12 protein-coding genes are annotated in these 14,953 nt (G+C 62.7%); 8 read left to right on the plus strand and 4 right to left on the minus strand.

Going from position 1 to position 14,953, the window contains the following annotated elements; all coding sequences use genetic code 11:
* Positions 1–39: 39 nt before the first annotated feature.
* A complete protein-coding gene (gene aceE / locus AC54AG_RS02215; protein WP_034747396.1) occupies positions 40–2,736 on the minus strand; it encodes a pyruvate dehydrogenase (acetyl-transferring), homodimeric type in 2,697 nt (898 codons plus the stop codon).
* A gap of 471 nt (positions 2,737–3,207) precedes the next feature.
* Between aceE and folD the strand changes: the two genes are divergently transcribed.
* The 5 genes from folD (at position 3,208) to AC54AG_RS02240 (ending at position 8,391) form a co-directional block, all read left to right on the plus strand.
* The gene (gene folD, locus AC54AG_RS02220) at positions 3,208–4,053 is read left to right on the plus strand and encodes a bifunctional methylenetetrahydrofolate dehydrogenase/methenyltetrahydrofolate cyclohydrolase FolD (RefSeq protein WP_072455517.1); all 846 of its coding nucleotides are present in this window, start codon (positions 3,208–3,210) and stop codon (positions 4,051–4,053) included.
* Between the two features lie 50 nt (positions 4,054–4,103).
* The gene (locus AC54AG_RS02225; RefSeq protein WP_496629387.1) at positions 4,104–6,173 is read left to right on the plus strand and encodes a M3 family metallopeptidase; all 2,070 of its coding nucleotides are present in this window, start codon (positions 4,104–4,106) and stop codon (positions 6,171–6,173) included.
* A 5-nt stretch (positions 6,174–6,178) separates the two neighbouring features.
* Positions 6,179–6,604, plus strand: a complete 426-nt coding sequence (locus AC54AG_RS02230) for a DNA polymerase III subunit chi (protein ID WP_034747952.1) — start codon at positions 6,179–6,181, stop codon at positions 6,602–6,604.
* Positions 6,601–6,978, plus strand: a complete 378-nt coding sequence (locus AC54AG_RS02235; protein ID WP_070301413.1) for a DUF2486 family protein — start codon at positions 6,601–6,603, stop codon at positions 6,976–6,978. Before AC54AG_RS02230 ends, AC54AG_RS02235 begins: the two co-directional genes overlap by 4 nt.
* A 270-nt stretch (positions 6,979–7,248) precedes the next feature.
* Positions 7,249–8,391, plus strand: a complete 1,143-nt coding sequence (locus AC54AG_RS02240) for a branched-chain amino acid ABC transporter substrate-binding protein (RefSeq protein WP_034747385.1) — start codon at positions 7,249–7,251, stop codon at positions 8,389–8,391.
* Here the strand turns inward: AC54AG_RS02240 and AC54AG_RS02245 are convergent.
* Positions 8,384–9,286 carry a LysR family transcriptional regulator gene (locus tag AC54AG_RS02245; protein ID WP_496629388.1) on the minus strand — a complete coding sequence of 301 codons (903 nt, stop codon included), beginning with the start codon at positions 9,284–9,286 and terminating at the stop codon, positions 8,384–8,386. The genes AC54AG_RS02240 and AC54AG_RS02245 overlap by 8 nt on opposite strands.
* 91 nt (positions 9,287–9,377) lie before the next feature.
* Here AC54AG_RS02245 and AC54AG_RS02250 point away from each other — a divergent pair, with 91 nt between their 5' ends.
* Positions 9,378–10,379, plus strand: a complete 1,002-nt coding sequence (locus AC54AG_RS02250; protein ID WP_496629389.1) for an NAD-dependent epimerase/dehydratase family protein — start codon at positions 9,378–9,380, stop codon at positions 10,377–10,379.
* A gap of 21 nt (positions 10,380–10,400) precedes the next feature.
* On the opposite strand, the gene AC54AG_RS02255 is transcribed toward AC54AG_RS02250, so the two are convergent.
* Together AC54AG_RS02255 and ilvD are read right to left on the minus strand one after the other, a co-directional pair.
* Positions 10,401–10,712: a c-type cytochrome gene (locus AC54AG_RS02255; protein WP_034747381.1), complete on the minus strand. Its 312-nt coding sequence runs from the start codon at positions 10,710–10,712 to the stop codon at positions 10,401–10,403.
* 223 nt (positions 10,713–10,935) lie between these two features.
* Complete coding sequence (ilvD, locus tag AC54AG_RS02260) at positions 10,936–12,801, minus strand: dihydroxy-acid dehydratase (RefSeq protein WP_139091057.1); 1,866 nt, start codon at positions 12,799–12,801, stop codon at positions 10,936–10,938.
* Between the two features lie 174 nt (positions 12,802–12,975).
* Here ilvD and AC54AG_RS02265 point away from each other — a divergent pair, with 174 nt between their 5' ends.
* Entirely contained in the window at positions 12,976–13,887 is a 912-nt protein-coding gene (locus tag AC54AG_RS02265; RefSeq protein ID WP_072455529.1) for a LysR family transcriptional regulator, read from the plus strand.
* 80 nt (positions 13,888–13,967) lie between these two features.
* Positions 13,968–14,798, plus strand: coding sequence for a prolipoprotein diacylglyceryl transferase (gene lgt, locus AC54AG_RS02270; protein ID WP_496629390.1), 831 nt, complete (start codon positions 13,968–13,970; stop codon positions 14,796–14,798).
* Positions 14,799–14,953 lie beyond the last annotated feature (155 nt).

Here is a 14,953-nt window from a genome sequence, read left to right on the forward strand (position 1 = left end):
CTTTCGCACCGCCCTGGCATCATCGGGTCCGCACAACGATTACTGGGTCACCGGATTCGGTTTGTTCGCGTCGATGCCGTACTTGGCAATCGCCTGCTCCACCACCGACACGTCGATCTTGCCTTCGTCAGCCAGCGATTTGAGCGCGGCCACGGTGACATAATAACGGTTCACTTCGAAGAACTCGCGCAGCTTGGCGCGGCTGTCCGAGCGGCCAAAGCCATCGGTACCGAGCACTTTATAAGTGCGGCCCTTCGGCATGAAGGCGCGGATCTGTTCTGCAAACGCGCGCATGTAGTCGGTCGTGGCGACGATCGGGCCGTCCGTGTCCTGCATCAGCGACGTCACGTATGGCACGCGCTGCTCTTTCGACGGGTTGACCATGTTCCAGCGTTCCGCATCCTGGCCATCGCGGGCCACCAGGGTCAGCGACGGCGCCGACCACACGTCCGCAGCCACGCCCCAGTCGTTTTGCAACAGCTCGGCGGCGAAGATCGATTCGCGCAGGATGGTGCCGCAACCGATCAGCTGTACGCGCAGCTTGGCGTCCGCCGGACCTTCCTGCAGCTTGTACATGCCTTTCAGGATGCCTTCTTCCTGGCCTGGCTTGATGCCTGGCTGGGCGTAGTTCTCGTTCATGATCGTGATGTAGTAGAACACATCTTCCTGGTTGGCGATCATGCGGCGCAGGCCGTCCTGGATGATGACGGCGACTTCATGGCTGAAGGTCGGATCGTAGGGCATGCAGGTCGGGATGGTCGCGGCGAAGATATGGCTGTGGCCATCTTCGTGCTGCAAACCTTCGCCGTTCAGCGTCGTACGGCCGGCCGTGCCGCCCATCAGGAAGCCACGGGCGCGCATGTCGGCCGAAGCCCATACCTGGTCGCCGATGCGCTGGAAGCCGAACATCGAGTAGAAGGTGTAGAACGGGATCATGATGCGGTCGTTGGTCGAGTACGACGTCGCCGCGGCGATCCACGAGCTCATGCCGCCCGCTTCGTTGATGCCCTCTTGCAGGATCTGGCCAGCCTTGTCTTCGCGGTAGTACATGACCTGGTCTTTGTCGACCGGCTCGTACAACTGGCCTTTCGGGTTGTAGATGCCGATCTGGCGGAACAGGCCTTCCATGCCGAAGGTACGCGATTCATCGACCAGGATAGGCACGACGCGCTGGCCCAGGTTCGGGTCTTTCAGCAGGGTCGAAATGACGCGCACGAACGCTTGCGTGGTCGAGATTTCACGGCCTTCAGGCGTCGCTTCCAGCACGTTCTTGAACGCGTCCAGGCCAGGCACCGGCAGGGTTTCTTCCGACTTCTGGCGGCGCTGCGGCAGGTAGCCACCGAGGGCCTTGCGGCGCTCGTGCAGGTAGACCATTTCCGGCGCGTCGTCGGCTGGCTTGAAGAACGGGATGTCGGCCAGCTTGTCGTCAGGGATAGGCAGCGAGAAGCGGTCGCGCATTTCGCGGATGGCTTCGTCGTCCAGTTTTTTCGTCTGGTGCGCCGTGTTGCGCGCTTCGCCGGACTTGCCCATGCCGTAACCCTTGATGGTTTTCACCAGCAGGACGGTCGGCTGGCCCTTGTGTTCCTGGGCGATCTTGAATGCCGCGTAGATCTTGTGCGGATCGTGGCCGCCACGGGTCAGGCGCCAGATGTCGTCGTCCGTCATGTTGGCAACCATTTCCAGCAACTTCGGATGCTTGCCGAAGAAGTGCTTGCGCACGTAGGCGCCGTCTTTCGCCTTGTAGTTCTGGTATTCGCCGTCGACGGTTTCCATCATCACGCGCTGCAGGATGCCTTCTTTATCTTGTGCCAGCAGGGCGTCCCAGCCCGGGCCCCAGATGACCTTGACGACGTTCCAGCCGGCGCCACGGAATTCGCCTTCCAGTTCCTGGATGATCTTGGTGTTGCCGCGTACCGGGCCGTCCAGGCGCTGCAGGTTGCAGTTGACCACGATGACCAGGTTGTCGAGCATGTCGCGTGCGGCCAGGCCGATCGCGCCCAGCGATTCCGGCTCGTCCATCTCGCCGTCGCCACAGAAGGCCCAGATCTTGCGGTTGTCGGTTTTCGCGATGCCGCGTGCGTGCAGGTATTTCAGGAAGCGCGCCTGGTAGATCGCCATGTGCGGGCCCAGGCCCATCGACACGGTCGGGAACTGCCAGAAGTCAGGCATCAGCTTCGGATGCGGGTACGAGGACAGGCCCTTGCCGTCGACTTCCTTGCGGAAGTTCAGCATTTGCTCTTCCGTCAAGCGGCCTTCGAGAAAAGCGCGCGCGTAGACGCCGGGCGAGGAGTGGCCCTGGATGTACAGCAGGTCGCCGCCGTGGTCAGCTGTTGGCGCGTGCCAGAAATGGTTGAAACCGATGCCCAGCATGTTCGCCAGCGAAGCGAACGAGGACAAGTGGCCGCCCAGGTCGCCGTCGGCGCGGTTGGCCTTGACGACCATGGCCATGGCGTTCCAGCGCATCCACGAGCGCAGGCGCTCTTCGTATTCGAGGTTGCCGGGACAGTGTGCTTCTTGTTTGGTGGGGATGGTGTTGACGTAGGCGGTGGTGCTGGAGAACGGGATCTGGGCGCCGCGGCGGCGAGCCAGGTCAACCATGCGCTCCATCAGGTAATGCGCGCGTTCCGGACCTTCATTTTCCAGAACGGCTTCGAGCGCGTCCAGCCACTCCTTGGTTTCCTGCATATCCGGGTCGGTGCCGATCTGTGTCGTTACCTGGTTCAGTTGAGCTGACATCTGTTGAGTCTCCTTTGTGAACGCCCCACCCCGATTTTCCGGATCGCTGTCGGACGGTATTTCGCTGATTATTTACTATTAAGTCGGTTTAGTGTGGGGATTCTAACAGCGTATTTACTATTTTTCAAATTACGATATAGCATTTCGTATTGTGAAATTACCCTATGAAATTTATGCTGCACTGCCGCAAATTCTGTCCGGAAATTAGCGTGATCAAAGTGCCAAAAACGAATGTACACCCCGGTCGCCCGCACAGGCATACCGGGCCAAGCGGGCCTGAAAAATGTCGAGGGCAAGGCGCAGCGACGCAGACAGTACGCCAGTACGGCAAGGAGCTGCAACGCCGCCATCGACATTTTCTCAGGCCCGCGTCTCTGGCCCGCTGTTGTCACGCCTTTGCATAGCCAAAACCGCCCCTTTGCACCGGCCGGCTTTATAATCTGTCTTTTCCCTCCCACACAGCCTCCTACCATGCCAGCACAACTGATCGACGGAATCGCCCTCTCCCAAAAACTGCGCAGCGAGATCGCCACGCGCGCCGCCGCCCTCACGGCCAAGGGCATCCAGCCCGGCCTGGCCGTGATCCTCGTCGGCGAAGACCCGGCCAGCCAGGTGTACGTCCGCAACAAGGTCAAGGCGTGCGGCGACGTGGGTTTCCACTCGGTGCTGGAAAAATATGAAGCGGACCTGTCCGAAGCGGACTTGCTGGCACGCATCGCCAGCCTGAACACCGATCCGGCCATCCATGGCATCCTCGTGCAAATGCCGCTGCCAAAACATATCAACCCGCACAAGGTCATCGAAGCGATCGCCACGACGAAGGACGTGGACGGCTATTCGGTCCTGAGCGCAGGCGAACTGATGACGGGCTTGCCCGGCTTCCGCCCATGCACGCCATACGGCTGCATGAAACTGATCGAAAGCACGGGCGTGGACTTGCGCGGCAAGCACGCCGTCGTCATCGGCCGCAGCAACACGGTCGGCAAGCCGATGGCACTGCTGCTCTTGCAAGCGAACGCAACCGTCACCATCTGCCATAGTGCGACCCCGGACCTGGGCCTGTACACGCGCCAGGCGGACGTGGTCGTGGCCGCCGTCGGCCGCCGCAACACCCTGACGGCCGACATGGTCAAGCCAGGTGCCATCGTCATCGACGTGGGCATGAACCGCGACGATGAAGGCAAGCTGTGCGGCGACGTGGATTTTGCCGGCGTGAAAGAAGTCGCCTCCCACATCACCCCCGTACCGGGTGGCGTGGGTCCGATGACGATTACGATGCTTCTCATGAACACGGTAGAGGCCGCCGAGCGCATTTAAGAATCACCGGGGCGGCATGACCGCCCTTTTATATATGGATGGAACCGACGATGAATACCAATCCCCTGCTTGATTTTTCCGGCCTGCCACGCTTCGACGCGATCACGCACGAGCATGTCACGCCCGCCATCGATACCCTCTTGGAACAGGCGCGCGCCACGGTGGCGCAGCTGGAAGCGCCCATGGAAGAAGTGAGCTGGGAAAACTTCGTCGCGCCCCAGGACCAGATCGCCGAAACCCTGGGCCGCGCCTGGAGCATCGTCAACCACTTGAATAGCGTGGTCGATACGCCTGAACTGCGCGCCGCCTACAATGCCAACCTGCCCAAGGTGACGGAATTCTGGACCGAGCTGGGCCAGAACGAAATCCTCTTCGGCAAATACAAGCAGTTGCAGGCCCGCGCCGATTTCGCCAGCCTGTCGCCGGCGCGCCGCCGCATCGTCGACAATGCCGTGCGCGACTTCCGCCTGGGCGGCGCCGAGTTGCCCGAAGAAAAGAAAGAGCGCTTTGGCGCCATCCAGGAAGAACACGCGGCCGTCTCGACGCGTTTTTCCGAAAACGTGCTCGACGCCACCAATGACTACAAGTTGCTGGTCGAGAACGAGCTTGACCTGGCCGGCCTGCCCGACGACGTGAAGGCCGCCGCGCGCGCCGCCGCCGAAAAGGCGGGCAAGCAAGGCTACGAATTCTCGCTGCACTTCCCGTCGTACTACCCGATCCTGCAATTTGCCGACAATCGCGCGCTGCGTGAAACCATCTACCGCGCCAACGCCACCAAGGCGTCGGACCAGGGCGACGTCTTCAGCAAAAAAGAGGACTGGGACAATACCCAGAATATCGTCACCTTGTTGCGGCTGCGCAACGAAGAGGCACAACTGCTCGGTTACGCCAATTTCGCCGAAGTGTCGCTCGTCCCCAAGATGGCCACCTCGCCCGCGCAAGTCATCGCTTTCCTGGAAGACCTGGCCAAGCGCGCGCGTCCGTTCGCCGAGAAGGACCTGGCAGAACTGAAACAATTCGCCCGCGAAGAATTGGGCATCGCCGAGCTGCAGGCGTGGGACGTGCCTTACGCCTCCGAAAAGCTGCAGGAGCGCCGCTACGCGTTCTCGGCCCAGGAAGTCAAACAGTACTTCCCTGAACACAAGGTGATCGACGGCCTGTTCCGCCAGATCCAGAACCTGTTTGCGGTCGAGATCAAGCCCGATACGGCGCCCGTCTGGCACCCGGACGTGCGTTTTTACCGCATCGAGCGCGACGGCAAGCTGGTCGGCCAGTTCTACCTGGATCTGTATGCGCGCGCCGGTAAAAGCGGCGGCGCCTGGATGGACGACGCGCGCGGCCGCCGCGCCGACGCACAACACGTGCAAACGCCGATCGCCTACCTGACATGCAATTTCACGGAACCGGCCGTGATCGACGGCAAGGCTCAGCCTGCCCTGTTCACCCACGATGAAGTCATCACCCTGTTCCACGAATTCGGCCACGGCCTGCACCATATGCTCACCGTCGTCGACGAACTGGGCGTGTCGGGCATCGCCGGCGTCGAATGGGATGCCGTGGAACTGCCATCGCAATTCATGGAAAACTTCTGCTGGGAATGGGAAGTGCTCGAACACATGACGGCGCATGCCGTCACGGGCGAGCCGCTGCCGCGCGCGCTGTACGACAAGATGCTGGCGGCCAAGAATTTCCAGTCCGGCTTGCAAACCCTGCGCCAGGTGGAGTTCTCCTTGCTCGACATGCATCTGCACTATGACTACGATGCCAGCACGGGCCAGAGCGTGCAGCAGCTGATCGACGGCGTGCGCGCCAAGTTTTCGCTGCTCATCCCGCCCCCATTCAACCGCTTCCAGAATGCCTTTGGGCATATCTTTTCCGGCGGCTACGCGGCCGGCTACTACAGCTACAAGTGGGCCGAGGTGCTGTCCGCCGACGCCTATGCGGCGTTTGAAGAAGCCAAGGCGCTGGGACCGGACGCCACCACGGCGGCAGGCAAGCGTTATTTGCAGGAAATCCTGTCCGTCGGCGGATCGCGCCCCGCGCTGGAATCGTTTACCGCCTTCCGCGGCCGCGAGCCGAGCATCGATGCCCTGCTGCGCCATAGCGGCATGGCCGCTTGATCGCCATGAGCCGTGTCGATTTTCACAGCAACGTGCCGGACAAGCTGGCGTATGCCTGCCGTCTGGCGCGCAAGGCCTATATGGCCGGCAACAAGGTCGTCGTGCTGGTGGCCGACAGCGCCCAGCTCGACGCCTTGAACAGCGCCATGTGGACCATTTCCGCCACGGATTTCCTGCCGCACGTGCTGGCCGGCGACCCGCTGGCGGCGCAAACGCCCATCATCCTGACCGATGACGAAGCGGCGGAATTGCCGCATCACGACATCCTCGTCAACCTGTCGCAGCTGCCGCCCGCCAATTACGCGCAGTTCCAGCGCGTCTTCGAGATCGTTTCCATGGATGAGCAAGATGCGCAGGCGGGCCGCCAGCGCTTCCTGCACTACCGCCAGCAGAACGTGCAGCCGACCCACTTCGTGGCAGGGAAGACATGAGCCAGCAGCCATTCGACCAGGGCATCCCCCTGCTGACGGAGGTGCTGCTGGGGCCGGAAGTGCCTGAGGTCGTCGCGCCAGTTGCGGCTCCGCCTGCCGTCGAGGAAGCGCCGGCGTTGCCGCCTACGGTGGCGCAGCCCGACTGGGACGCCATCGAACAGCGGCTGACGCAGCGCATCCTGCATCAAGTGCAGGGCAAGATTGACCATCTGCTGGAAGAGCGCATCGCCCACGTGCTGCAAACGGCCCTGCAAAACGCCCTGATCGGCATGCGGGGCGCCTTGCGCGAAGACTTGCAGCAGTCGCTGGAGCAGATCGTGGCGCATGCGGTCAGTCATGAACTGGGACATTTGCACCCACCCGCGCAAGCCTGAGCATGCTGCGCAATGTCGGGTTACGCGCTTTGCGCTAACCCGACCTACCCGACCTACCCTATTCTTCCCTCCAACGCCATTCTTTGGTGCGCTCGCGCCTGCGAAATCGGTGCATCGCGCCTCACTTTGGTGATTGTTGCGACAAAATGTAAAAAGCCCGAAATGCGGCTTTGCGCCGCCTGTTTTTTGTTGTACCTTTCTTCACACGTACCGCCTGTCGAAGCGGTTTTCACGAGACGCCGCCGTATCTTTATCCATTGGAGAATGTTTATGCTGCTCAAGACCAAAGTCCTTCCTCTCGCCCTCGCCCTCGCTTTTGCCGGCCATGCGGGCGCACAGGAAATCATCAAGATAGGCCACGTCGCCCCGGTCTCTGGCGCCAGCTCCCACCTGGGCAAGGATAACGAGAACGCGGCCAAGATGGCCATCGAGGATTTGAACGCCAAAGGCTTCAAGATCGATGGCAAAGCCGTCAAATTCGTGCTGGTACCCGAAGATGACGCAGCCGATCCCAAGCAGGGCACGGCCGTCGCGCAAAAACTGGTCGACGCCAAGGTCAACGGCGTCGTCGGCCACCTGAACTCGGGCACGACGATTCCCGCCTCGCGCATTTACTTCAATGCCGGCATTCCGCAGATTTCACCGGCGGCCACCAACCCGACATACACCCAGCAGAAATTCAACACGGCCTTCCGCGTCGTCGCCAATGACAACAAGCTGGGGGGAACTTTGGGCGCATATGCCGTGGGCAAGCTGCAAGCGAAGAAAATCGCCGTCATCGATGACCGCACGGCCTACGGCCAGGGCGTGGCGGAACAGTTCGTCAAGGGCGCCAAGAAGGCGGCACCCGGCGTGCAAATCGTCGGCAAGGAATTTACCAATGCCAACGCGACGGACTTCAATGCCATCCTGACCAGCATCAAGTCGAAAAATCCCGACCTGATCTTCTTTGGCGGCATGGATTCCGTGGGTGGCCCCATGCTGCGCCAGATGAAGGCGCTGGGCATCAAGGCCAAGTTCATGGGTGGCGACGGCCTGTGCACGGAACCGCTGGGTAAGCTGGCGGGCGACGCCGTGGGCGAAGACATGGTCACCTGCGCGGAAGCGGGCGGCGTGACGGGCGCGCAGCAAAAAGGCATGGACGATTTCCGCGCCCGCTACAAGCAAAAGTACAACATGGAAGTGCAGCTGTACGCGCCGTACGTCTACGATGCCGTGATGACCATGGCCACCGCCATGGCCGACGCCAAATCGTCGAAACCGTCCGTCTACCTGCCATTCCTGGCCAAGGTGCACTACCAGGGCGTGACGGGTCCGATCTCGTTCGATGCCAACGGCGACATCAAGGATGGCGCGCTGACGCTCTTCACCTATCGGGAAGGCAAGAAGACCAAGATGGAAGTGGTCAAATAAGCGCCGGCTCCGCCACGTAAGCCTGCAAGCCTTCGGCCAGCGCGTCGAAGGTGGCGCGGCAGCGCAGGCTGCCGCGCAAGTCTTCATGCATGGTAATCCAGGTTTCCATCGGTAGCGCAAACGCCTGCGGCAACACGCGCCGCAGGGCCGGATCGCGCGCCGCCAGCCCCGCCTGGCACACGCCGATGCCGGCGCCTGCCCGTATCAGGGCCAGTTGTGCCAGGTCGCTGTCACTGCGCCAGGCAAAATTTTCCCGCGTAAATTCGTTGAAAGCCGCGCCCGCGTTGCGCACGAAGGGGCTCGCCTCGTCGTAGCCGATGACGGCATGGCGCGCCAGATCGGCCAGTCCCAGCGGCGTGCCATGCCGGGCCAGGTAGTCCCCGTGCGCGTGCAGGCCCAGTTCGATTTCCCCCACCTTGCGCGCCACCAGTTGCTCCTGGCGGGGCCGCAGCATGCGCACGGCGATGTCCGCTTCCCGGCGCAGCAAATCCTGCACCTTGTTGCTCAATACCAATTCAATGACGAGGTCCGGATGGCGCGCGCGCAAGCTGGCCAGGATGGGCGGCAGCACTTCCACGCCTACCACTTCGCTGGCCGCGATGCGCACGACACCGGCCACGCCCTGCCCCTGGCTGCTGGCGGCGCGCTCCATCAGGGCGGCAGTATGCTCCATGGTTTCCGCATGGGGCCGCAGCGCCAGCGCCACTTCCGTCGGGAGCAAACCCAGCTGGGAGCGCGTAAACAGGGTCGCGCCCAGTGCCTGCTCGAGCGCGGCGATATGCCGGCCGACGGTCGGTTGCGTGATGGCCAGCGCCCGTGCGGCGCCGGACAGGGAACCATGCTTGAGCACGGCCAGCAGCGAACGGTAGTATTCCCAGGCAATCGAGGTAGTCATACATAAATGTATAGCCTGTGGTCGATGCTCGTCAATTCCCAATTAGCCCTGCGCGGCAGATACTGGCCTCATCAACCACACGGAGGTCAGAATGGACAAAACAGCATTGGTACTGGGCGCCACGGGCGGCATCGGCGGCGAGATGGTGCGCCAGCTATTGGCGGCGGGCTGGCAGGTGCGCGCCTTGACGCGGGGAGCGACGCCATCGCCACGCGGCGACGGCATTGAATGGCTGCGCGGCGATGCGCTGTCGCGCGCGGACGTGCTGGCGGCCGCCAAAGGCTGCGCCTTCATCGTGCACGCCGTCAACCCGCCCGGCTACCGCAACTGGGGCCAGCTGGTGCTGCCCATGCTCGACAACACGATTGCTGCGGCGATTGCCGAAAACGCCACCATCGTGCTGCCGGGCACCGTGTACAACTTCGGCCCCGACGCCTTTCCCGTACTGGCGGAAGACGCGCCGCAGCGCCCGCAGACGCGCAAGGGCGCCATCCGCGTGGAACTGGAAGCGCGGCTGGAGCGGGCCAGCACGCAGGGCGCCAGGGTCATCATCGTGCGCGCGGGCGACTTCTTCGGCCCCCGCGCCGGCAATAACTGGTTTTCGCAGGGTCTGGTGAAACCAGGCCAGAGGGTGCGCAGCGTGCTGTATCCGGGCGCGCCCGGCGTGGGCCACCAGTGGTCCTACCTGCCAGACGTGGCGCGCACGATGGTGCAATTGTTGGCCATGCGCGCCACCTTGCCCGCGTTCTCCCGCTTTCACATGGCCGGCCACTGGGACCACGACGGCCGGCAAATGACGGGGGCGATCGCCCGTGTGGTGGAACAAACGACGGGAGTTGCGCCCGCTATCCGGCGTTTCCCGTGGTGGCTGGTGGCGCTGGCGTCGCCGTTCGTGGCGACCTTGCGTGAAATGCGCGAGATGCGCTATCTGTGGCAGACGCCTCTGTCCATGGAGAATGCGCGGCTGCTGGCCGTGCTGGGCCGGGAGCCGCATACGCCGCTCGACGAGGCGGTGCGGGCGACATTGGAAGGCATGGGCAATCTGCAAAAAGCAGCGGGCAAAAAAAACGCGCCGGGATTGCCGGCGCGCTAATTGCAGGTACTGCGGCACAGATTATTTCTGTGCCAGTACCCATTTGACCAGGGTGTGGGCTTCAGCATCGCTCACTTGCGGGTTCGCTGGCATCGGGATCGCGCCCCAGGTGCCGGAACCGCCCTTCATGACTTTCGCCACGAGCTTGTTTTCAGCGTCTTTCTGGCCAGCGTACTTGGCAGCCACGTCCTTGAACGCAGGGCCCACCAGTTTTGTGCTCACCGCATGGCAAGCCATGCAGTTTTTTGCTTTCGCCAGGTCCGGATTGGCCAACGCTGCTTGCGATGCCAGAGCCGATACGGTCAATACACTCACCAACATAAAACGTTTCATTGTCTTTTCTCCAAAGTTACTTCCTGCGGCATTTTACTGTGTTTCCGCAGATGCACCACGAGCCCAGATCAAGCGTTTCAATGTAGTAACGCAGTGTAGTAGCGATTAGGCATTCATATTCTGCCCCATCTGCGCGTCCATGACCATGTTGTTTGTAAGGCGATGTAACGACAAGCGGCCCCGCATAGCCAAACGGGGCCGGCTGTCTTACCTGCGCAACAGATCAGCGCTTCTTCAGCTGCGACAGATCGCGCACGGCGCCCCGGTCGGCCGACGTCGTCAGCGCCGCATACGCCTGCAGCGCCTGCGACACGTAGCGGTCGCGGTTGACGGGCAGCCAGGCCGCGTCGCCCTTCGCTTCCATGGCGGCGCGGCGCGCGGCCAGTTCGGCATCCGTCACGCGCAGGTTGATGGTGCGCTCGGGGATGTCGATGTCGATGAAGTCGCCCTCTTCCACCAGGCCGATGGCGCCGCCTTCGGCCGCTTCCGGCGAAGCGTGGCCGATCACCAGGCCCGAGGAACCGCCCGAGAAACGGCCGTCCGTGAACAGCGCGCATGCCTTGCCCAGGCCCTTCGACTTGATGTACGAGGTCGGGTACAGCATTTCCTGCATGCCCGGGCCGCCTTTCGGGCCTTCGTAGCGGATGATGACGACGTCGCCTTCATGCACGGTGTCTTCCAGGATCGCCGCGACGGCCGCGTCCTGGCTTTCGAACACGCGCGCCTTGCCCGAGAATTTCAAGATGCTTTCATCGACGCCCGCCGTCTTGACGATGCAGCCCTTTTCAGCCAGGTTGCCGTACAAGACGGCCAGGCCGCCATCCTGCGAATAGGCGTGGGCCTTGTCGCGGATGCAGCCCGTGCTGCGGTCCGTGTCGACTGCCGCAAAACGCTCCGACTGCGAGAACGCCGTCTGCGTCGGCACGCCACCGGGCGCGGCGCGGAACAGTTCATGCACGGCCGGATCGTCCGTGCACTTGATGTCGTTTTGCGCGATGGCGTCGGCCAGGGTCGGCGCGTGGATCGTCGGCAAAGTCGTGTTGAGCAGGCCGGCGCGCGCCAGTTCGCCCAGAATCCCCACGATGCCGCCCGCGCGGTGCACGTCTTCGATATGGTATTTGTCCGTCATCGGCGCGACCTTGCACAGGCACGGCACCTTGCGCGAGATGCGGTCGATGTCGGCCATCGTGAATTCCACTTCCGCCTCGTGCGCGGCGGCCAGCAAGTGCAGCACGGTGTTGGTCGAGCCGCCCATGGAGACGTCGAGCGCCATGGCGTTTTCAAACGCCGCCTTGGTGGCGATCGAGCGTGGCAGCACCGAGTAGTCATCCTGCTCGTAGTGGCGCTTGGCCAGTTCCACGATCAGACGGCCCGCGCGCAGGAACAGTTGCTGGCGGTCCGAGTGCGTGGCCAGAATCGTGCCGTTGCCGGGCAGGGCCAGGCCCAGCGCCTCGGTCAAACAGTTCATCGAGTTAGCTGTAAACATGCCGGAGCAGGAACCGCAGGTCGGACAGGCCGAACGTTCGATTTCCGCCACGTCGGCGTCGGACACGGTGCTGTCGCCGGCCTTGATCATGGCGTCGACCAGGTCCAGCTTGATGATCTTCTGCGTGCCGTTGACAACCTTGACGACCTTGCCCGCTTCCATCGGCCCGCCCGAGATGAAGACGACGGGGATATTGATGCGCATGGCGGCCATCAGCATGCCCGGCGTGATCTTGTCGCAGTTCGAGATGCAGACCATGGCGTCGGCGCAGTGGGCATTGACCATGTATTCGACGGAGTCGGCGATCAGGTCGCGCGACGGCAGCGAATACAGCATGCCGCCGTGGCCCATGGCGATGCCGTCATCGACGGCGATGGTGTTGAATTCCTTGGCCACGCCGCCAGCCTTTTCGATTTCGCGCGCCACCATCTGGCCCAGGTCCTTCAGGTGCACGTGGCCGGGCACGAACTGGGTGAACGAGTTGACGACGGCGATGATCGGCTTGTCGAAGTCGCCGTCCTTCATGCCGGTGGCGCGCCACAGGGCGCGGGCGCCAGCCATGTTGCGGCCGTGGGTGGTGGTACGGGAGCGGTATTGAGGCATGATGGGGACCTTCCGAGAAATGAATAATGCCTGACTGCCCGGATTTTCAACAAAACCCTGCATGCAGTGGGGGTACGCCAGATTGCCTTGCGCGCGCCCCACTGTCAAATATATGATGCACGTGTCTGTGAGTCGTTTTACATATCACAGCAATCAATCCGCATGGAAACACATATGAACCTGGAACTGCGCCAGCTGCGCTACTTTGTCACCGTCGCCGAGGAATTGCACTTCGGCCGCGCCGCCGCGCGCCTGCACATGACGCAGCCGCCTTTGTCGCAAACCATCATGGCGCTGGAAGAATTGCTGGGCGCCCCGCTGTTCGTGCGCACGCGGCGCGAAGTGCAGCTGACGCCGGCCGGCACGGCCCTGCTGCCCGAGGCGCGCCGGCTGCTGGCGCAGGCGCAGGATTTATCCGCGCTGGTGCTGCGGGCCGCGCAGGGCGAGGCGGGGCGTTTGAGCCTGGCGTTTGTTTCGTCGGCCGACTACAGCGTGCTGCCGCCCCTGCTGCGCGCGTACCAGGCGGCCTATCCGCAAGTGCAGATCGCCCTGCAGGAAGCCACGTCCGACCTGCAGCTCGATGAATTGCTGGCCGGGCGCACGGATGCGGGCCTGTTGATCCCGCCCCTGCCCGAAAAAGCGAAAGGGGAACTCGATTACCTGCCCGTGCTGGCCGAACCACTGGTGCTGGCCGCGCCGTCCGGCCTCGACATATTGAATACGCCGGGCCCCGTGCGCCTGCGCGACGTGCCGCCCCTGCCCTTGATCGTTTTCCCGCGCGCCATTTCTCCCGCCCTGCATGACGCGATCCTCGGCGTCTTCCGCGCGGCCGGCATCACGCCGCAGATCGGCCAGGAAGCGATCCAGATGCAGACCATCGTCAGCCTCGTCTCGGCTGGCATGGGCATCGCGCTTGTGCCACAATCGGTATCGAATCTGATGCGCCCGGGCGTAGAATACAGGCCGCTGCAGGACGCCACGCCGCTGGTGGAAACGGGCCTGGCCTGGCGCCGCGACAATCCCTCCGCCGTGCTGCAAGGTTTTTTGGCGCTGCTGCGCAAGCAGATCGGCGCTACCGCCGATTAAAATTAAGTGGCCGCTAAGACAAAAAACGGCCAGCGCCCCCATACTACGCAACCTTGGCTTTAAACAAAGAAAGAAACCCCATGCTGATACACCCGATGCCCGACCCGATAGCCATCCAGATCGGCCCGCTCGCCGTGCACTGGTACGGCCTGATGTATGTGCTGGCTTTTGCCCTGTTCATTATCCTGGGCAGAGTGCGCATCAAGCAGCCGCACATCGCCGTGCTGGGCTGGAAGAAGGAAGACCTCGATGACATGCTGTTCTACGGCATGCTGGGCGTGGTGATCGGGGGGCGCCTGGGCGAAGTGCTGTTCTACCGTCCCGAATACTTCATGCACAATCCGCTCGAGATCTTCATGGTCTGGCATGGCGGCATGTCCTTCCATGGCGGCTTCCTCGGCGTCATCGTGGCCATGTATCTGTGGAGCCGCAAGGCGGGCCGCAACCTGTTCGACGTGCTCGACTTCATCGCCCCGCTGGTGCCGCTCGGCTACGCGGCCGGCCGCCTGGGCAACTTCATCAATGCCGAACTGCCGGGCCGCATCGCGCCGGAAACCCTGCCGTGGGCCATGCAGTGGCCGGGTATTCCCTATCCCGTGCACCCGTCGCCGATCTACCAGATGCTGGTCGACGGCATTTTGGTGTTCATCATCCTGTGGCTGTTTGCGCGCAAGCAGCGCCCGCGCATGGCCGTGGGCGCCATGTTCACCCTGCTGTACGGCTGCGCGCGCTTCTTCACGGAATACTTCCGCACGCCGGACTGGGAAGTCGTGTGGCTGGGCGTGCCGATCACCTCGGGCCAGATGCTGTCCCTGCCGATGATCGTCGGCGCCATCGCGCTGCTGGTGTGGGCGTATAAATGCCAGGTGATGGGCACGCCGCCCACCAAGGTCCGCCCGGCCAACACGTAAAACCGCTGTTCCCAGGTGGCGCGCCAAGCAGGCGCGCCGCTCTCCCGCCTCGCCTCCCCGGCAACATTTCCCTCAACACAATTAAATTTCCTCGCGGAATAGACTTGCTGTTGACATCTCGGTATCATCGTTTTCATGCCGCCACCGGGGAGTGC

It is taken from the genome of Janthinobacterium sp. BCJ23 (assembly GCF_059617945.1).

Coding starts and splice junctions, on each gene's coding strand:
- aceE (WP_034747396.1), bottom strand. CDS start 2,736: ATGTCAGCTCAACTGAACCAGGTAACGACACAGATCGGCACCGACCCG.
- folD (WP_072455517.1), top strand. CDS start 3,208: ATGCCAGCACAACTGATCGACGGAATCGCCCTCTCCCAAAAACTGCGC.
- AC54AG_RS02225 (WP_496629387.1), top strand. CDS start 4,104: ATGAATACCAATCCCCTGCTTGATTTTTCCGGCCTGCCACGCTTCGAC.
- AC54AG_RS02230 (WP_034747952.1), top strand. CDS start 6,179: ATGAGCCGTGTCGATTTTCACAGCAACGTGCCGGACAAGCTGGCGTAT.
- AC54AG_RS02235 (WP_070301413.1), top strand. CDS start 6,601: ATGAGCCAGCAGCCATTCGACCAGGGCATCCCCCTGCTGACGGAGGTG.
- AC54AG_RS02240 (WP_034747385.1), top strand. CDS start 7,249: ATGCTGCTCAAGACCAAAGTCCTTCCTCTCGCCCTCGCCCTCGCTTTT.
- AC54AG_RS02245 (WP_496629388.1), bottom strand. CDS start 9,286: ATGACTACCTCGATTGCCTGGGAATACTACCGTTCGCTGCTGGCCGTG.
- AC54AG_RS02250 (WP_496629389.1), top strand. CDS start 9,378: ATGGACAAAACAGCATTGGTACTGGGCGCCACGGGCGGCATCGGCGGC.
- AC54AG_RS02255 (WP_034747381.1), bottom strand. CDS start 10,712: ATGAAACGTTTTATGTTGGTGAGTGTATTGACCGTATCGGCTCTGGCA.
- ilvD (WP_139091057.1), bottom strand. CDS start 12,801: ATGCCTCAATACCGCTCCCGTACCACCACCCACGGCCGCAACATGGCT.
- AC54AG_RS02265 (WP_072455529.1), top strand. CDS start 12,976: ATGAACCTGGAACTGCGCCAGCTGCGCTACTTTGTCACCGTCGCCGAG.
- lgt (WP_496629390.1), top strand. CDS start 13,968: ATGCTGATACACCCGATGCCCGACCCGATAGCCATCCAGATCGGCCCG.